Annotated in this window: 16 protein-coding genes; all 16 read right to left on the bottom strand. The window is 73.3% G+C overall.

Annotated elements, in window-relative coordinates; translation table 11 throughout:
- Positions 1–29 precede the first annotated feature (29 nt).
- On the bottom strand, positions 30–1133 hold the full coding sequence (locus CTE05_RS13235; RefSeq protein ID WP_146846793.1) for an amidohydrolase family protein: 1104 nt from the start codon (positions 1131–1133) through the stop codon (positions 30–32).
- A 6-nt stretch (positions 1134–1139) separates the two neighbouring features.
- Entirely contained in the window at positions 1140–2732 is a 1593-nt protein-coding gene (gene ffh / locus CTE05_RS13230) for a signal recognition particle protein (RefSeq protein WP_146846792.1), read from the bottom strand.
- Positions 2733–2757: 25 nt separating this feature from the next.
- Positions 2758–4554, bottom strand: coding sequence for a [protein-PII] uridylyltransferase (locus CTE05_RS13225; protein WP_146846791.1), 1797 nt, complete (start codon positions 4552–4554; stop codon positions 2758–2760).
- Between the two features lie 22 nt (positions 4555–4576).
- Positions 4577–4918: a P-II family nitrogen regulator gene (locus CTE05_RS13220; protein ID WP_055922297.1), complete on the bottom strand. Its 342-nt coding sequence runs from the start codon at positions 4916–4918 to the stop codon at positions 4577–4579.
- Positions 4918–6228 carry an ammonium transporter gene (locus CTE05_RS13215; protein ID WP_146846790.1) on the bottom strand — a complete coding sequence of 437 codons (1311 nt, stop codon included), beginning with the start codon at positions 6226–6228 and terminating at the stop codon, positions 4918–4920. Before CTE05_RS13215 ends, CTE05_RS13220 begins: the two co-directional genes overlap by 1 nt.
- A gap of 156 nt (positions 6229–6384) precedes the next feature.
- Positions 6385–7548, bottom strand: a complete 1164-nt coding sequence (ftsY, locus tag CTE05_RS13210; RefSeq protein WP_146846789.1) for a signal recognition particle-docking protein FtsY — start codon at positions 7546–7548, stop codon at positions 6385–6387.
- Positions 7549–7604: 56 nt separating this feature from the next.
- Positions 7605–7934 carry a hypothetical protein gene (locus tag CTE05_RS13205; RefSeq protein WP_146846788.1) on the bottom strand — a complete coding sequence of 110 codons (330 nt, stop codon included), beginning with the start codon at positions 7932–7934 and terminating at the stop codon, positions 7605–7607.
- A 97-nt stretch (positions 7935–8031) separates the two neighbouring features.
- Positions 8032–11598, bottom strand: a complete 3567-nt coding sequence (gene smc, locus CTE05_RS13200) for a chromosome segregation protein SMC (protein WP_146846787.1) — start codon at positions 11596–11598, stop codon at positions 8032–8034.
- 62 nt (positions 11599–11660) lie between these two features.
- Positions 11661–12206, bottom strand: coding sequence for a HEAT repeat domain-containing protein (locus tag CTE05_RS13195; RefSeq protein ID WP_146846786.1), 546 nt, complete (start codon positions 12204–12206; stop codon positions 11661–11663).
- A 4-nt stretch (positions 12207–12210) separates the two neighbouring features.
- On the bottom strand, positions 12211–12645 hold the full coding sequence (gene ndk, locus CTE05_RS13190) for a nucleoside-diphosphate kinase (protein WP_146846785.1): 435 nt from the start codon (positions 12643–12645) through the stop codon (positions 12211–12213).
- Positions 12646–12665: 20 nt separating this feature from the next.
- On the bottom strand, positions 12666–13070 hold the full coding sequence (locus CTE05_RS13185) for a DUF4233 domain-containing protein (RefSeq protein WP_146846784.1): 405 nt from the start codon (positions 13068–13070) through the stop codon (positions 12666–12668).
- A 9-nt stretch (positions 13071–13079) separates the two neighbouring features.
- Positions 13080–14777 (bottom strand): MDR family MFS transporter, encoded by a 1698-nt coding sequence (locus CTE05_RS13180; protein WP_146846783.1) that lies wholly within the window; start codon positions 14775–14777, stop codon positions 13080–13082.
- 41 nt (positions 14778–14818) lie between these two features.
- Positions 14819–15430, bottom strand: coding sequence for a TetR/AcrR family transcriptional regulator (locus CTE05_RS13175; protein ID WP_246123587.1), 612 nt, complete (start codon positions 15428–15430; stop codon positions 14819–14821).
- Positions 15431–15501: 71 nt separating this feature from the next.
- Positions 15502–16209: a dihydroxyacetone kinase phosphoryl donor subunit DhaM gene (dhaM, locus tag CTE05_RS13170; protein ID WP_146846781.1), complete on the bottom strand. Its 708-nt coding sequence runs from the start codon at positions 16207–16209 to the stop codon at positions 15502–15504.
- The gene (dhaL, locus tag CTE05_RS13165) at positions 16206–16838 is read right to left on the bottom strand and encodes a dihydroxyacetone kinase subunit DhaL (protein ID WP_146846780.1); all 633 of its coding nucleotides are present in this window, start codon (positions 16836–16838) and stop codon (positions 16206–16208) included. Before dhaL ends, dhaM begins: the two co-directional genes overlap by 4 nt.
- A 41-nt stretch (positions 16839–16879) precedes the next feature.
- Complete coding sequence (gene dhaK / locus CTE05_RS13160; RefSeq protein WP_146846850.1) at positions 16880–17869, bottom strand: dihydroxyacetone kinase subunit DhaK; 990 nt, start codon at positions 17867–17869, stop codon at positions 16880–16882.
- Position 17870: the final 1 nt, after the last annotated feature.

The following is a 17870-nucleotide window of genomic DNA, read 5'->3' as shown; positions in this document are numbered from 1 at the left end:
GGCGACCACTCCCAACCACGTGCGGCACGTCACCGACCGCCGAGCACGACCTCGCCCCGCAGCACCACGGCGCGGGGCGCAGCCAGCACCTCGACGTCCTGGCGCGGGTCCGCGTCGTAGACCACGAGGTCCGCCGACGCACCCTCGTCGAGACCCTCGGCGCCCAGCCACGCGCGGGTGCGCCAGCTCGCGGCCGCCACGACGTCGCGAGCCGGGATGCCGGCGCGGACCAGCTCCGCGGCCTCGTCGGCGATCCTGCCGTGCGCGAGGGTGCCGCCCGCGTCCGTCCCGACGAGCACCGGCACACCCGCGTCGTACAGGTCCCGGACGAGCGCGTACCGGTGCTCGTACAGCGCGCGCATCCGCGCGGCGAACACCGGGTAGCGGGAGCCCTGCGCGGCGATGGCCTCGAACTGCCCGATCTGCAGCAGCGTCGCGGTGACGGGGATCCCGGCGGCCGCGATCCGGTCGATGTGGTCGCCGGTGGCGCCGGTGGCGTGCTCCAGGCAGTCGACCCCGGCGTCGAGGAGCGCGTCGAGCGACTCCGTCGCAAAGGTGTGGGCGGTGACGCGGGCGCCCGCGGCATGGGCGGCCGCCACCGCGTCGGCCAGCACGTCCGCGGGCCACAGCGGGCGCAGGTCGCCCTCGGCACCCAGGTCGCGGTCGATCCAGTCGGCGACGAGCTTGACCCACCCGTCGCCGCGGGCCGCCTCCACGCGCACGGCGTCGGGCAGCTCGTCGACGGACCCGAGCTCGCGGCCGTAGTTCCGCAGGTACCGCTTGGGACGGGCGAGGTGGCGTCCGGCCCGGATCAGGCGCGGCAGGTCGTCGCGCTCGTGCACCCACCCGGTGTCCGCGGGCGAGCCCGCGTCGCGCACCAGGAGCACGCCCGAGTCACGGTCGGCGAGCGCCTGCTTCTCGGCGGTGCCGTCGTCGACCGGGCCGTCGGACGCGAGCCCGATGTGGCAGTGCACGTCGACCAGTCCGGGCAGGACCCAGCCGTCGAGCACTGTGTCCTGCGCGTCCCGCGCGGACGACGGACGCTCGAAGGTGATCCGACCATCGATGACCCACGCCTCGCCGACCTCCCGCTCGTCGTCGAGGACGACCGTGCCGCGCAGGTGCAGGACCACGTGGTCTCAGCGTCCGCCGAGGAAGCGGTCCAGACCGGCGGGGAGCTCGATCTCGGCCGGCGACGTGGGCTCGGCCTTCGGCGCGATCCCGAACGCCGAGCCCTGCGGTGCGGCCGGCTTGCTCGTGATGCCGCGCTCCTGCTCCGCGCGCCTCGCCGGGTTGCCCGACTTGCCCTTGACCTTGCGCACCGGCGCCGCCGTGCGGCCGCGCGACTTCTTGCCGCCCATGCCCGGCAGGTTGCCCATGCCCGGAGGCATGCCCGGCACGCCGCCGCCCTTGGCCATCTGGCGCATCATCTTCTGCGCGCCGTCGAAGCGCTCCAGCAGCTGGTTGACGTCGCTGGGCTTGGTGCCCGAACCGGCGGCGATGCGCGAGCGGCGCGAGCCGTTGATGATCTTCGGGGTCCGGCGCTCCGCGGGGGTCATCGAGCGGATGATCGCCTCGATGCGGTCCACCTCGCGCTCGTCGAAGTTGTCGAGCGCCTCGCGCATCTGCCCCATGCCCGGCAGCATGCCCATCATCTTCTTCAGCGGGCCGGCGTTGCGCAGCTGCTGCATCTGCGTCAGGAAGTCCTCGAGCGTGAGGTCCTTCCCGGACGCCAGCTTGTCCACCATCTCCTCGGCCTGGCCGGCGTCGAACGCCTTCTCGGCCTGCTCGATGAGCGTGAGGATGTCGCCCATGTCGAGGATCCGCGACGCCATGCGGTCGGGGTGGAACACCTCGAACTCGGTGAGCTTCTCGCCGGTGGACGCGTACATGATCGGCTTGCCGGTCACGCTGGCGACCGACAGGGCGGCACCGCCGCGCGCGTCGCCGTCGAGCTTGGACAGGACCACGCCGGTGAACCCGACGCCGTCCGCGAACGCCTGCGCGGTCGTGACCGCGTCCTGGCCGATCATCGCGTCGATGACGAAGAGGATCTCGTCGGGGTCGAGCGCGTCGCGGATGTCGGAGGCCTGCTGCATCAGCTCGGCGTCGACGCCGAGACGGCCGGCGGTGTCGACGATGAGGACGTCGTGCAGCTTCGTCTTCGCCGTGGCCAGACCCTCGCGCGCGACCGCCACCGGGTCCGCGCCGAACGGCAGGAGGTCCTCGCTGCCCTGGTTGCCGGGGTGCGGGGCGAACACGGGCACCCCCGCGCGCTCCCCCACCACCTGGAGCTGCGTGACGGCGTTCGGGCGCTGGAGGTCCGCCGCGACGAGCAGCGGCGTGTGGCCCTGACCCTTGAGGTGCAGCGCGAGCTTGCCCGCGAGGGTCGTCTTGCCCGCACCCTGCAGGCCCGCGAGCAGGATGACGGTCGGCGGGTTCTTGGCGAGGTTGAGCGTGCGCGTCTGGCCACCGAGGATGGCGACGAGCTCCTCGTTGACGATCTTGACGACCTGCTGGGCCGGGTTGAGCGCGCCGGACACCTCGGCGGACAGCGCGCGCTCGCGCACCGCACCGGTGAAGGAGCGGACGACCGGGACGGCGACGTCGGCGTCCAGCAGGGCCCGGCGGATCTCGCGCACGGTGGCGTCGATGTCCGCCTCGGACAGCCGGCCCTTGGTGCGCAGGTTCTTGAAGGTCGACGTCAGACGGTCGGACAGGGTGGCGAACACCTGGCGGTCCTCACACTTCGGGGGTTCACGGACGTCCTAGGGTACCTGCCAGCTCCCGGGTGGCCCGTGCTGTCAGGTCGTCGACGAGGGTCGCGCGCCACGTGCTCCACGCCTGCGGGCCCGCCGCGCCGGCGTCGGCCTCGGTCAGGGCGCGCAGCAGCTCGAGGAGGTCCGGCCGGTGGTCGACGGCGTCGAGCAGCCGGGCCAGCGTCGCCGGGTCGTCGGGGTCGGCCGTCGTGGCCAGCTCGGCGAGCGTCAGGTGCTCCCGCACGAGCCGGGTGACGTCCGCCGCCACCTGCTCGTCGAACCCCATCCGCAGGACGATCGGGCCCGCCAGCCGTGCGCCCTCGGTCGAGTGGTCACCCGCGCCGGCGCGCTTGCCGATGTCGTGCAGGAGCGCCGCGAGCAGCAGCGTCTCCCCGTGCTCGACGACACGCTTGTCCCGTCCGGCCCGTGCGACCGTCTCGACGAGGTGACGGTCGACGGTGTGCCGGTGGATCGCCGAGCGCTGCGGCCGGTTGCGGACGCCGGCCCACTCCGGGATCCAGGTCGTCACGACGCCGGCGAGGTCGAGCGCCTCCCAGATCGGCACCTGCGCCGGCCCCGAGCCGAGCAGCTGCAGCAGGTACCCGCGGGCCGCCCGGGGCCACGGGGTCGGGAGGGACGGCGTGGCGGTCAGGCTCGCGACCGTGACGGGCGAGAGGGTCAGCCCGGTGCGCGCCGCCGTCGCCGCCGCCCGCAGGGACAGCAACGGGTCCTCCGCCGGACGCGCCTCGACGGCGAGCACGATCTCGCCGTCGTGCTCGACGAGGTCCTCCGCGATGGTCCGCAGCCGCGGGGCGGAGCGACGACCGCGCACCAGCATCGTCGTGCGCGCCGGTCGCTGCAGGGCCTGGCGGGCGTTGCGGACGGTCGTGTCGAGCGCGTAGGAGATGACGCGCGCCGCCTCGGCGATGCTCGCCAGCAGGTCGTCGCGGTCGTCGAAGCCGACCAGCGCCGCGACCTCGTCCTGGTCCGCGAGCAGCAGCCGGTTGGTGTGCCGCCGGGTGACCACCTGCACCGTGTCGCGCACGTCGAGCAGGTGGGCGTACGCCATGTCGACAGCACCGTGCGGCCGGTCGGTGAGCCAGGTCGCCGCGAGGGCGCTCAGCACGACCGCGTCGCGGATGCCGCCGCGCGACTCCTTCAGCTCCGGCTCGATGAGGTATGCCAGCTCACCGTGGCGCTCCGCGCGCTGCCGCGTGGACGCCAGCAGCTCGGGCAGGCGCCGCCGGGCGGCCGACCGCCAGTCCTCCAGCAGCGCGGACTTCGCCCGGGCGATGACGACGGCGTCGCCCGAGACGGGCTGCAGGTCGAGGAGCCCGACCGCGGCCGGGAGGTCCTTGGACGCGACCTGACGGCACTGCGCGAGCGACCGGACCGAGTGGTCGAGGTCGAGGCCCGCGTCCCAGATGGGGTACCAGAGCTTCTGCGCGAGAGCGGAGAGCGCCTCGGTCGAGTGGCCACGGCCCTCGTGCACGAGGAGCAGGTCGAGGTCGCTGACCGGGCTCGCGTCCCCGCGTCCGACGCTCCCGACGGCCCCGAGCGCGATGCCCGACACGTCCTCGCCGTCGGTGGCCAGCTCCCACTGCTCCCGCAGCCGGCCCACGACGAGCTCGACGATCGCGGCCCGCCGGGCGATGCCGTCGGAGCCGGGGCCGGTCAGGCCGGCGGCGAGCTCGAGCCGCTCAGAGCGGAGGTCCCGCACCCCGATCGCGGGGTGCGGGACCTCGGGCGACCCGTTCGCGGCCGCGCCCCCCGCGGGCGGCCGTTCCTGTGTCATGTGTGTCTGGTGACCGTCCTGATCAGAGGGCGTCGTCGCCGTGCTCACCGGTGCGGACGCGAGCCACGTCCTCGACCGGCACGACCCAGACCTTGCCGTCGCCGATCTTGCCGGTCTGCGCCGCGCGGACGATGACCTCGGTGACGCTGGCCGCGTCCTCGTCGCTCACGAGCACGTCGATCTTGACCTTGGGGACCAGGTCGACCGTGTACTCCGCACCGCGGTAGACCTCGGTGTGACCGCGCTGACGGCCGTAGCCGCTGGCCTCGCTCACGGTCAGTCCTCGGACACCCGCGGCCTCGAGGGCCGACTTCACGTCGTCCAGCCGGTGCGGCTGGATGACCGCCGTCACGAGCTTCGTCATCACTTCACCTCCGTCACGACGCGGGCGCCGACGCCCAGCGTCTCGTATGCGGTCTCAGCGTGGACAGCCAGGTCGATACCGCCGACCTCGGCCTCGTCGGAGACCCGCAGACCGATGGTCGCCTTGAGGATGAGCGCGATGACGTACGTCGCCGTGAAGCTGAACAGGATCGCGGCGAGCGCCACGATCGTCTGCGTGGCCAGCTGAGTGACGCCCCCACCGTAGAACAGACCGTTCTGCGCACCGTCCGGGTACCACGTGCTGTTGGCGTCCGTGGCGAAGAAGCCGATGAGGATCGTGCCGACCAGACCGCCGACGAGGTGGACACCGACGACGTCGAGCGAGTCGTCGTAGCCGAACTTGAACTTCAGGCCGACGGCGAGGGCGCAGAGCACACCCGCCACGATGCCGATCGCGATCGCGCCCCACGTGTCGACCGCAGCAGCGGCCGGGGTGATGGCGACGAGGCCCGCGACGATGCCGGACGCGGCACCGAGCGACGTGGCGTGACCGTCACGCACCTTCTCCGTGGCGAGCCAGGCGAGCATCGCGATGCCCGTGGCGAGCAGCGTGTTGAGCCAGGCACGACCGGCCACGTTGTCCGCAGCGAACTCCGACCCGGCGTTGAAGCCGAACCAGCCGAACCACAGGAGCGCGGCACCGAGCATGACGAACGGCAGGTTGTGGGGCCGCATGGCCTCCTTGCCGAAGCCGCGGCGCGCACCGAGCACGAGTGCCAGCACCAGGCCGGCCGTACCGGCGTTGATGTGGACGACCGTCCCACCGGCGAAGTCGATGGGGGTCGACAGCCCTTCGGTGAGGCCGGTCGCGCTGAGCAGCCCGCCGCCCCAGACCCAGTGGGCGAGCGGCAGGTAGACGACGGTGACCCACACGGCCGTGAAGGCCAGCCAGGCACCGAACTTCATGCGGTCCGCGACGGCACCCGAGACCAGGGCGACCGTGATGATCGCGAACGTCGCCTGGTAGCCGGCGGCCACGAGGAACGGCACACCGGACGCGGCCATCAGGCTCTGGTCGTCGGTGGCGCCCTGCAGGCCGAAGAACTCGAACGGGTTGCCGAGCCACCCGCCGCCGAGGTCGCCGCCGAAGACGGCCGAGTACCCGTAGAGCACCCAGATGAGCCCGGCGACGCCGATCGCGCCGAAGCTCATCATCATCATGTTCAGCACGCTCTTGCCGCGCACCATGCCGCCGTAGAAGAACGCCAGCCCCGGCGTCATCAGCAGCACGAGGGACGCGGCGGTCAGCATGAACGCCGTGTTCCCGCTGTCCAAAGCGAATTCTTCCATCGAGATCGCCTCTCCACTCGCCAGCCGGGGGTGGCTGGTCGGGGATCACAGTTGACGAACGGCGTTTCCGTCAGAGGCGAAGGACGTTACGGCGGTGTGACAAGCCTCACCCGCACGTAAACGTTCGGTTTCGTGGTGAGCGGACGTCCAGGAGCGTCAGCCCTGGAGGAGGGCGTCGACGAAGGCCTCCGGGTCGAACGGGGCCAGGTCGTCCGGGCCCTCGCCGAGCCCGACCAGCTTGACCGGGACACCCAGCTCCCGCTGCACGGCGACCACGATCCCGCCCTTGGCGGTGCCGTCGAGCTTGGTGAGCACGATGCCCGTCACACCGGCCACCTCGCTGAACACCCGCGCCTGGTTCAGACCGTTCTGGCCGGTGGTCGCGTCGAGGACCAGGAGCACCTCGGACAGGGGGGCCTCGCGCGTGATGACGCGCGTGATCTTGCCCAGCTCGTCCATCAGGCCGGCCTTGTTCTGGAGACGTCCGGCCGTGTCGACGAGCACGACGTCGATCCCCTCGGCGCGGCCCGTCCGGACGGCGTCGAACGCGACGGCGGCCGGGTCGGCGCCGTCGCGGTCGGAGCGGACCGTGTGCACGCCGACGCGCGAGCCCCAGGTCTGGAGCTGGTCGGCGGCGGCGGCGCGGAACGTGTCCGCGGCACCCAGGACGACGGTCCGGCCGTCGGCCACGAGCACGCGGGCGAGCTTGCCGACGGTGGTCGTCTTGCCGGTCCCGTTGACGCCGACGACGAGCACCACGGCAGGGACGCGGGAGCCGTCGGCCGCCTCGCCGGGAGCCGTGTGCAGGCTGCGGTCCAGCGTCGGGTCGACGAGCGCGATCAGCTGCTCCCGCAGGAGCGCGCGGACCTGGGCCGGGTCCTTGAGGCCCTCCACGCGGACGCGGGTGCGCAGGGCGTCGATGAGCTCCCCGGTCGGGCCGGCGCCGACGTCGGCGAGCAGGAGCGTCTCCTCGAGCTCGTCCCAGTCGTCCTCCGTGAGGTGGTCCTTGGACAGCACCGCGAGCAGCCGGGCACCGAGCGGGGAACCCGACCGCGAGAGCCGGTCACGCAGCCGCGAGAGCCGCCCGGCGACGGGTGCGGGCACCTCGAGGACCGGCGGTGCCTCGACCTCCTCCGGGAGCACCTCGACCGGAGGTGCTGCCGTCTCGGCCTCGGGCACGGAGGTCGGCAGGTCGACCGGGGGCGGGGCCTCGTCGACGGTGGAGCCGCGGCGGCGGCGGACGAGCAGCGTCGTCAGCGCGACGACGATGGCCGTCGGGATGCCGGCCGCCAGGAGGATCTCGAGCGTCTCGTTGGTCACCGGGACAGTGTGTCTGGCGGCGGGCTCAGGACGCGAACCGGCGCGTCAGGCGGGGTTCAGCGGTCGCGGTGGCCCGGCAGGACGCCGGTGGCCTTCTCCTTGGCGCGCTGCAGGGTGGCCGCCAGGTCGTCGACCTGCAGGTACGCCTCGCCCTCGTCGACCGTCTCGCGCAGGAACTGCGCGAGCGAGAGGTCGACGGGCTCGACGGCGGCCGCTGCGGCTGCTGCACGCTGCTCGGCGTCGGGGTTCTTGCGGGCCGCCCACCCGCTGCGGAACGTGGCCAGGGGTGACTCCCGCCTGTCCTTCGCCGACGAGAACAGGCTGGCGGCGACCAGGACGGCTGCGGCGACGAGGACGGCAAGGAGGATCGCGACGAGGACAGCCATGGGTCCAGTGTCCGCGCCCGTGGCCGGTCCATCAGCGCTCGACGCACCCCGGGAGGCAAACGGCACACAATCTCCACAGGCAGACCGGGCCTACCGGTCAGACCGCGACATCCTCCCGCATGCGCTGGCTGATGACGGTGGTGACGCCGTCGCCGCGCATGGTCACGCCGTACAGGGCGTCGGCGATCTCCATGGTGCGCTTCTGGTGCGTGACGACGATCAGCTGCGAGTCCTCCTGGAGCTCGCGGAAGATCTCGAGCAGCCGGCCGAGGTTGGCGTCGTCGAGGGCCGCCTCGACCTCGTCCATGACGTAGAACGGGCTGGGCCGCGCCTTGAAGATGGCCACCAGCAGCGCGACGGCCGTCAGCGAGCGCTCCCCGCCCGACAGCAGCGAGAGCCGCTTGACCTTCTTGCCGGCCGGTCGCGCCTCGACGTCGATGCCGGTGGTGAGCATGTTGTCGGGGTCCGTCAGGACGAGCCGACCCTCTCCGCCGGGGAACAGCCGCGGGAACACGACGTCGAACGCGGCAGCCGTGTCCCGGTACGCCTCCGCGAACACCTGCTCGACGCGCTCGTCGATCTCCCTGACGATCTCGAGGAGGTCCGCACGGGACTTCTTCAGGTCGGCGAGCTGCTCCACCAGGAACTGGTGGCGCTCCTCCAGGGCGGCGAACTCCTCCAGCGCGAGCGGGTTGACGCGACCCAGCAGCGACAGCGCCCGCTCGGCGGCCCGCAGGCGCTTCTCCTGCTGCTCGCGGACGTACGGGACCGCGGTCGGGGCGTCGGGGTCCACCTCGGCGCCCGGGAGCGGGATCACGGGCACGTCCTGGTGCGGGCCGTACTCCTCGAGCAGGACGGCGGGATCGAGCCCCAGGTCGTCGACGGCACGGGCCTGGAGCGCCTCGATGCGCAGACGCTGCTGCGTGCGGGCGACCTCGTCCCGGTGCGCGACGTCGGTGAGCTGGGCGAGCTCCGTGGCGCGGACGTCGACCTCGGCACGGGCGGCACTGACCTCGCGGTCCCGTTCGCCGCGCGCCAGCTCGGCGGCGTCGCGCTCGGCCGACGCGCGGCGCAGCGACTCGTCGAGCACGACCAGTGCGCGGGTGGCGCCGTCGCGCACGGCCTCGGCGACGCTCGCCTGCCGCGACCGGGCACGCTCGCGCTCGGCGGCCCGCTCGCGGGCGACCCGCTCCGTCTGGGCGGCTCGTTCGAGGGACTCCGCGCGACCGGACAGCGCGCGTGCGCGTTCCTCGCCGGTGCGCAGCGTCAGGCGCGCCTCGGTCTCGCGCGCACGTGCGGCGGTGGCCAGCTCGGCCAGCCGGTCCCGGCGGGCGCTGCCCTCGACGATGGCGGCCTCGCTCTCGGCGGGCTCCACCTCGGCGGCGGCCAGCCGCTCGGCGAGCTCCGTGAGCTCGGCTGTGTCGGCCTCCAGCGTCCGCGACGCGGCCTCCAGCGACTGCTGCAGCCGCGCGGCCTCGGCGTTCGCGGCGCGGGCCGCCGAGCCGAGGTGGCCCAGCTGCTCGGCGACGGCGGCAAGCGCCGCGTCGGACTCGTTGAGCCGGTCGAGCGTCCGCTCGTGCGCCTCGCGCGCCGCCGTCAGGGCCTCCGTGGCGCCGGCGAGCTCGAACCGGACCCGCTCGGCGTCGGCGGTCACCTTCGCCGCGCCCGAGCGCGCCTGGTCGAGCGCCGACTGCAGGTGCAGGGCGCTCGGTGCCGTCGCCGAACCTCCGGACGCGCGGTGCCGGGACAGCACGTCACCGGTGCGCGTGGCCACGACGAGGTCGGGGCGGGTGGCGACGATCGCGCGCGCAGCGGCCAGGTCGTCCACGACGACCACGTCGGCGAGCAGGGTCTCGACGGCCGCGCGGACGTGCTCGGGCGCCCGGACGAGGTCGACCGCGCGGGCCGCGCCGGCGGGGACGTCGGCCAGCGGCGTGGACGCGTCCGACGAGCCGCTGACCAGCAGGGTCGCGCGGCCCGCGTCCTCGGTGCGCAGGTACCGGATCGCGTCGACGGCCGCGTCGACCGAGTCGACCGCGACGGCGTCGGCCACCGCGCCGAGCGCGGCGACGATCGCCTCCTCGTTCTCCGGGTCGACCGCGAGCAGGGCCGCGACCGACCCGACGAGGCCGGGCTGGCCGTCCGCGGCGAGCAGCGCGCCGACGCCGTCCTTGCGCGTGAGGCTCAGCTCGAGGGTCTCGGCGCGGGACTCCAGCGCGGCGCGCTCACGCTCGGCAGCGCTCAGCTGGTCCTGCAGGGCGCTCAGCCGCTCGGTCGCCCGCTCCAGAGCCTCGACGGCGGCCTCGTGCTCCGCGTCCAGCCCCTCCTCGCCCTCCTCGACACCGGCGACCTGCGACTCGAGCACGGCGAACTGCGTGGTCGCCTCCTGGCCGCGCTGCTCGGCGGCGGTCAGCGACTCCCGGAGGCGTCCGAGCTCGGCCTGCGTCGCCTCGACACGGCTGCGGCGCGCGGCGACCTGACCGGCGAGCCGGGCGACGCCCTCGCGGCGGTCGGCGGCCCCGCGCAGCGCGGTGGCGACCTCCTTCTCGGCAGCGGTCGCCTCGGCCTCGGCCTCCTGCCGCGCGGCCACGGCCGCCTCGAGAGCGGCCCGCGACAGCTCGACCTCGCTGGCCAGCTCGGCCTCGGCGGAGCGCACGCGCTCCGCCTGGGCGGCCAGGTCGTCGGGGTCGGCCCCGCCGGTGCGCTCCTGCCCGGCGCTGCCGAGCAGCCGGACCCGGTCGGTGGCGAGGGACGCGGTGCCGCGCAGGCGCTCGCGCAGCGACGAGAGGCGGTACCAGACCTCGCTGGCCTCGCTGAGGGCAGGTGCGGCCTCGGCGGCCTCGCGCTCGAGGGTGGCCAGGCGGGCGCGGGTGGCGGCCAGCGCGCCCTCGACCTCCTCGCGACGGACGCGCAGGGCGCTCTCGTCGGCGATCTCCTGCTCGAGCGTGGACGTCAGCTGCGCGAGGTCGTCGGCCAGCAGCCGGGCGCGCGAGTCGCGCAGGTCGGCCTGGACCACCGCCGCCTTGCGGGCGACCTCCGCCTGCCGGCCGAGCGGGCCGAGCTGGCGCCGGATCTCCCCCGTCAGGTCACCCAGCCGCGTCAGGTTGGCCTGCATGGCCTCGAGCTTGCGGAGCGCCTTCTCCTTGCGCTTGCGGTGCTTGAGGACGCCCGCGGCCTCCTCGATGAACCCGCGGCGCTCCTCGGGCGTCGCGCGCAGCACCGCGTCGAGCTGGCCCTGGCCGACGATGACGTGCATCTCGCGGCCCAGGCCGGAGTCGGACAGCAGGTCCTGGATGTCGAGGAGCCGGCAGCCCTGCCCGTTGATCGCGTACTCGGAGCCGCCGTTGCGGAACAGCGTCCGCGAGATCGTGACCTCGGAGTACTCGATCGGCAGGGCGCCGTCGGAGTTGTCGATGGTGAGCGCCACCTCGGCGCGACCCAGCGGCGGGCGCCCGGCGGTGCCGGCGAAGATGACGTCCTCCATCTTGCCGCCGCGCAGCGACTTGGCGCCCTGCTCCCCCATCACCCAGGCCAGGGCGTCGACGACGTTGGACTTGCCCGAGCCGTTGGGCCCGACCACGCAGGTGACGCCCGGCTCGAAGTTCAGGGTCGTCGCCGAGGCGAACGACTTGAACCCCCGCAGGGTGAGGGTCTTGAGGTGCACCCACGAAGCCTAAGGCGCGCGCGACGCAGCCCCGGGGACGTCCACCTGCTCGGCGGTGCGGTTCAGCCGCCCTGTCCGGCCGGGTCGGGCAGGTCGAGGCGCTCCGCCAGCTGTCGCCGGGCCCGGTCGACCACCGCGTCGGCGCCGGCGATGGTCGCGAACGCCTCCAGGTCGTCGTGCTCGCCGACGACGGCCAGCGCCGTGGCCGCCGCGGCGCGCACCCGGGGAACCTGGTCGGTGAGCAGGCCGCGCAACGCGCCGGCGGTCTCGCCCAGCTCGTGCTCGCGGGCCAGCGCGGCGGCGTGCTCCCGCACGCGCCACGCCGGGTCGTGCAGCGCCGCGAGGACCGCCCCGTGCACTCCCGGACCGTCGTGCCAGGCGTACCGCAGGGCGCGGGCGGCCCAGACGCGCGGCCAGTAGTCGGGCTTGCCGGGGGTGGTCTCGTAGCCGGCGACCAGGTCCGCGGCTCCCGGTCCGCCGATGCGGTCGAGGGACGGCGCGTCGTCGACCGTCTGCCCCGTGAGGAGCCCCACGCACCAGGCGACCACCGCGTCGGTGCCGAGGTCGGCACACGCGTCGGCCACCCAGTCCGCGGGGCGCCCGGTCATCGGGTCAGAGCGCGGGGAACCAGAGGGCGATCTCGCGGGCTGCCGACTCCTCGGAGTCCGAGCCGTGCACGAGGTTCTGGATGACCTTCAGGCCCCAGTCGCGGCCCAGGTCGCCGCGGATGGTTCCCGGTGCGGCGACGGTGGGGTCGGTGGCACCGGCCAGGGAGCGGAAGCCCTCGATCACCTTGTGGCCCTCGGCGACGACCGCGAGCACCGGGCCGGAGCTCATGAACTCGATCAGCGGAGTGAGGAACGGCTTGCCGGCGTGCTCGGCGTAGTGCTCGGCGAGCAGGGCCTCGTCCGCCTGTCGGAGCTCGACCGCGACGAGCGTGTAGCCCTTGGCCTCGATGCGGCGGACGATCTCGCCCGACAGTCCCCGGCGGACGCCGTCGGGCTTGACCAGGACGAGGGTGCGCTGCGTGGTGGGTGCGTCAGTCATGGCGTCACCCTAACGGGGAGCTAAGGGCCGACCGCGCCCGGGTTCGCGGCGTCGTACTCGGCGCGCTCCCGGTCGATCCGGCCTCCGAGGCGCAGCGCCACGATCCACAGGACGACGAAGATCCCGCCCACGACGAACATCATCGGGACGAAGAACCCCACCGCCAGCACGAGCGCCTGCACGACCGACCCTGCCACGTAGCCGCCGGGACGGGTCATGAGACCCGAGAGCACGATCAGGGTCACCGACAGCGTCCCGCCGACCCACCAGACGGCCGCCGGCTCGGCGAGCCGCAGACCGTACGCCACGAGCGTCGCGAAGAACACCAGGACGGCCTCGAGGACGAGGATCGTCTGGGTGAACTGGGGCTTCGCGGGGCGCTTGCGGCGTACGGCCTGGCCGCCGTCCGGGACGGTGGAGCTCATGAGGGAAGGCTACCGGCGCGTCGACGCCTCGACGTCGTCGGGGGCGGTGTCCCGCTGCGTCGGGAAGCCGGCCGAGAGGTCGTCCACGACGACCGACCCGTCGACCGTCTCGGACGCTACCCCGGAGCCGTCGGCCGCGAGGGCCTCCCCGCGGGCGACCATGCCGGCCATGTCGGACAGCTTGACCTCACGCAGGAACAGCGCCAGGACGAAGCCGATGGCGATCACCGGCACGAGGTACCAGAACGAGGGCGCCAGCGCGGTGGTGAACGCGTCGATGACCCCGGACTTCAGCGGCTCGGGCAGGGCCTGGACCGCGGCGGGCGTCAGGCTGGAGGCCTCGCCACCGGAACCTGCGGGTGCCCCGGCGAAGACACCGGCCAGGTTGTCCGCCAGCTTGGTGGTGAACATGGTGCTGAACAGCGCCGTGCCGACGGCCGCGCCGATCTCGCGGAAGAAGTTGTTCGTGCTGGTGGCCGTCCCGATCTCGTGCGGGTCCACCGAGTTCTGCACCGCGAGCACGATCGTCTGCATGACCAGGCCCATGCCGGCGCCGAGCACGAAGATCATGGCGCCGAAGAGCCACATCGACATGTCGCCGGTGATCTGCGTGAGCCAGGCGACGCCGCCGGTCGTGATGGCCAGGCCGACCACGGGGTAGACCTTGTAGCGACCGGTCTTCGTGATCGCGAGGCCGGAGCCGATCGCGGTGAGCATGACACCGACCATCATCGGGAGCAGCAGGAAGCCGGACTCGGTGACGCCCGCGCCGGTCGACATCTGCAGGAACGTCGGCAGGAACGCCAGGGCGGCGAACATGCCCATGCCGAGGATGAGGCCGATCGCGGTGGCGATGGTGAACGTCGGGTTCTTGAACAGGCGCAGCGGCAGGAGGGGCTCCTCGGCGCGCAGCTCGACCATGATGAACGCGGCGATCGCGACGAGCGTGCCGATCACCAGGGCGAGCAGGCCCGGGTCGGACCAGTCGTAGCCGCGGTTGCCCGTCCAGCTGTCCCAGCTGGTGGCCAGCACCAGGCCGGACGTCGCGACCACCATGAAGAAGATGCCGGCGACGTCGATCTTCTTGCCCGACCGGTGCGTCGGCAGCTTGAGGGTGAACCAGGCCACGGCGAACGCCGCGAGGCCGATGGGGATGTTGATCCAGAAGCACCAGCGCCAGTCGGCGTGCTGCGTGAACAGGCCACCCAGGAGCGGGCCGATGACCGCGGAGATGCCGAACAGCGCACCCATCGGGCCCATGTACTTGCCGCGGTCCTTCGCGGGGACGATGTCCGCGATGATCGCCTGCGACAGGATCATCAGACCGCCGCCGCCGAGGCCCTGCACGCCGCGCCAGAACACGAGCTCGCCGAACGACTGGGCGAAGCCGGCCCCGGCCGAGGCGATCGTGAACAGGCCGATGGCGATGAGGAACGGCCAGCGCCGGCCCCACAGGTCACCGAACTTGCCGTACAGCGGCATGACGATGGCGATCGCCAGGATGTAGGCGGTCACCACCCAGCCCTGGTGCTCGACCCCGTTGAGCTCGCCGACGATCGTGGGCATCGCGGTGCCGACGATCGACTGGTCGAGCGAGGACATGAACATGCCCGCCATGAGCGCACCGAAGATGAGCCAGACGGTCTTGGGGGTCAGGTGGATCAGCGGCTTGTCGGTCGCTGGTGCCGGTGGGGCTGCGGTGGCCATGCGGAGGGACCTCGTTCGGGGGTGGTGGGTGGTGGGGTGCGTCAGTCGGTGAGGATGGAGCGCAGGTCGGCGACGACGGCGCTGACGTGCTCGTCCGCGGTGCCGGCTCCTCCGGCCGCGTCCCAGCGCAGGAACGTCGCGTGGGTGAGGAACAGCAGCGTCGAACCGACGATCTCGGAGGAGTACGGGGCGTCGTCGCCGAGGCGCCGTTCGATCAGCGCGGACAGCTGCCCCTTGTGCTGCTCCATCCAGGCGAGGTGCCGGGCGAGCAGCCGGGGCTCCTTCGCGGCCAGCTCGAGCGCGCGGGCGACTCGCTGGCGGCCGATGGGGGCGTCGGTGAGGAACGAGCTGACGAGCGCCTGGAGGTCGGCGAGCAGGTTTCCCGTGGGTCCCCCGGTCGCGAACTCCTCCGTCGCCGCCGAGTCGAGCGGCCACGGGGTGTGGCCGAGCACCGCGTCGTCCTTGGTCTCGAAGTAGTTGAAGAACGTGCGTGCGGAGACGCCCGCCTCCTCGCAGATGGCCTCGACCGTGACGGCGTCGAGGCCGTGCTCGGCGACGAGCCGGTGGGTCGCGTCGATCAGCGCCTCGCGGCGGGCGCGCTTCTTGCGCTCACGCAGCCCGAGGGCAGGTTCGTCGACCGAGGAGTTCTGCACGAGGTGCAACTTTACACACACTGCAACTTTGCAGTGGGCGCACGTTCATGTGCAGTTGATCACAGCAACTGTCAGACCTCGCCGAACCCGCCCTCGACCGCCGCGACGAGCGCGTCGCGCGCCTCGGCGGCCTGCGGCCCCTCCGTCTCGATGGTCAGCTCGACGCCCTGCTTCGCGCCCAGTTTCATCAGCTCCAGCACGCTCGCCGCGTTGGCGCCGTTCACCCGGACCTTCGCGTCGTACGCCGCCAGCATCCGCGCCACGACCGCCGCCGGGCGCGCGTGCAGGCCGAGCGGGTTGCGCAGCACCGCCACCGCCCGGAGCACGCCGTCGTCAGGGGTCCGCTCGGCCGCCGCGGGCGACCCGGCCACGTCGCCGAAGGTCGAGCCCGCGTGCACCGCGGACGCGAGGACGCCTCCCAGGTCCGCGCCCCCGTGCGCCGTGACGGCCGCCGCGACCGCCCCCTCGACGAAGGGCGCGTCCGCCAGGCGCACGCGCGCCGCGACGTCCTCGTCCAGCAGCTCCAGCACCGACTCGGTGGTCAGCACCGCCGAACCGAGGTCCGTGAGGACGACCGCGGAACGGTCGCCCTGCGTCGCCTCGACGAGCGCCTGCTCGACGAGCTCGTAGCTGGTCCCGAGGCCCCCGTCGTCCATGCCGCCCGCGGCGATCAGCAGCACGCCCGGCGCCATCTGCCCGGCGAGCTCGACCGTCCCCTGCGCGAGCGCGCGCGAGTGGGACACCAGGACCAGCGCGACGGGTGCGAGCTCGCGCGTCACGCGGCCGCCTGCGCAGCGGCCCGCAGGATCAGCTCCGTCGAGCGGGCTCCCGGGTCGAGGTGCCCGGCCGACCGCTCGCCGAGGTAGCTCGCGCGGCCCTTCGTCGCGACGAGCGGGATGGTGGCCTCGGCACCGTCGCGCGCCGCGTCCGCCGCCGCGGCGAGCACCTGGGCCGGCGACGCTCCACCGTCGGCAGCCGCCACCGCGGCCTCCGTCGCGGGCGTCCAGGCGTCGACCATCGTCTTCTCGCCGGTCGTGGCCTTGCCGCGCGCGACGATCCCTTCGAGCGCAGCCTCGAGCAGCGCGACGACCCCGTGGCTGTCGAGCTGGGTGACGCCCGTGGCCTTCGCGGCGCGCAGGTAGGCCGTGCCGTACAGCGGACCGGCGGCACCGCCGACGGTGGACATCAGCGTCGTCGCGACGAGCCGCAGGACCTCGCCGATGTCCGCAGGCTCCGCCGGGAGCGCGTCGAGCTTGGCGACGACCGCCGAGAAGCCGCGGAACAGGTTCTCGCCGTGGTCACCGTCGCCGATCTGCCGGTCGAGCTCGATGAGCTCCTCCCGGTGCTCGGTGACGGTCTGCGCCGAGCGGCGCACCCAGTCGACCGCCCACGCCACGTCCAGCGTCATGCCCACGCTCCCTCGAACAGCTCAGGCCCCTGGACTGGTGCTCACCACCGCAGGGCGGTCGTGTGCACCGGGGCGTCCCAGAGCGCGGTCAGCTCGTCGTCCAGGCGGAGGACCGTGACCGACGCACCCTGCATCTCCAGCGATGTCACGTAGTTGCCGACGAGCGAGCGGGACACCTCGACCCCGCGCCCTTCGAGCAACGCGCGGGCCTGACGATAGACCACGTAGAGCTCCGAGGCGGGGGTGCCGCCCATGCCGTTGACGAACAGCAGCACCTTCTCGCCGCCGGTCAGTCCCAGGTCGTCCGCGACCGGCGTGAGCAGCAGCTCGGTGATCTCGTCGGCACCCGCCAGCGGGATCCGCCGGCGGCCCGGCTCCCCGTGGATGCCGATACCGATCTCGATCTCGTCGTCGGGCAGGTCGAAGCTGGGCTTGCCCGCGTGCGGGACCGTGCAGGCGGTCAGCGCGACCCCCATCGAGCGCACGTTCGCGATGACCTTCTCCGCGACGGCCACCACGGCGTCGAGGTCGTCCCCGCGCTCGGCGGCCGCCCCCGCGATCTTCTCGACGGCGACCGTGCCGGCCACCCCGCGGCGCCCCGCGGTGTACAGGGAGTCCTCCACCGCGACGTCGTCGTTGACCACGACGGTCCGGACCTCGACGTCGTCGGCCAGCTCGGCGGCCATCTCGAAGTTCAGCACGTCGCCCGTGTAGTTCTTCACGATCGCGAGCACTCCGGCGCCCGCGTCGGCCGCCTGGAGGGCGGGGGCGATCTGGTCCGGGGTGGGCGACGTGAACATCGCGCCCGGGACGGCCGCGTCGAGCATGCCGGCACCGACGAAGCCCCCGTGCAACGGCTCGTGCCCGCTGCCGCCACCGCTGACGAGCCCGACCTTGCCGGCCGACGTGCCGCCGGCGCGCGTGACGAACCAGGGGTCGCGGTGGATCGCCACCACGTCGGGGTGGGCCGCCCCGAACCCCTCGAGCGACTCGGCCACGACGGTCTGCGGGTCGTTGATGAGCTTCTTCACA

The organism is Cellulomonas terrae, assembly GCF_007990265.1.
In the GTDB taxonomy this organism is placed as follows: domain Bacteria; phylum Actinomycetota; class Actinomycetes; order Actinomycetales; family Cellulomonadaceae; genus Cellulomonas; species Cellulomonas terrae.
The sequence above is the reverse complement of the archived record's forward strand: the minus strand, read 5'-3'. Positions and strand labels throughout refer to the sequence as shown.

Excerpts from the sequence above, each read along its gene's own strand:
- CTE05_RS13225 (WP_146846791.1), bottom strand. The coding sequence starts at position 4,554 with ATGACACAGGAACGGCCGCCCGCGGGGGGCGCGGCCGCGAACGGGTCG.
- CTE05_RS13220 (WP_055922297.1), bottom strand. The coding sequence starts at position 4,918 with ATGACGAAGCTCGTGACGGCGGTCATCCAGCCGCACCGGCTGGACGAC.
- CTE05_RS13215 (WP_146846790.1), bottom strand. The coding sequence starts at position 6,228 with ATGGAAGAATTCGCTTTGGACAGCGGGAACACGGCGTTCATGCTGACC.
- CTE05_RS13205 (WP_146846788.1), bottom strand. The coding sequence starts at position 7,934 with ATGGCTGTCCTCGTCGCGATCCTCCTTGCCGTCCTCGTCGCCGCAGCC.
- CTE05_RS13195 (WP_146846786.1), bottom strand. The coding sequence starts at position 12,206 with ATGACCGGGCGCCCCGCGGACTGGGTGGCCGACGCGTGTGCCGACCTC.
- ndk (WP_146846785.1), bottom strand. The coding sequence starts at position 12,645 with ATGACTGACGCACCCACCACGCAGCGCACCCTCGTCCTGGTCAAGCCC.
- CTE05_RS13185 (WP_146846784.1), bottom strand. The coding sequence starts at position 13,070 with ATGAGCTCCACCGTCCCGGACGGCGGCCAGGCCGTACGCCGCAAGCGC.
- CTE05_RS13180 (WP_146846783.1), bottom strand. The coding sequence starts at position 14,777 with ATGGCCACCGCAGCCCCACCGGCACCAGCGACCGACAAGCCGCTGATC.
- dhaL (WP_146846780.1), bottom strand. The coding sequence starts at position 16,838 with ATGACGCTGGACGTGGCGTGGGCGGTCGACTGGGTGCGCCGCTCGGCG.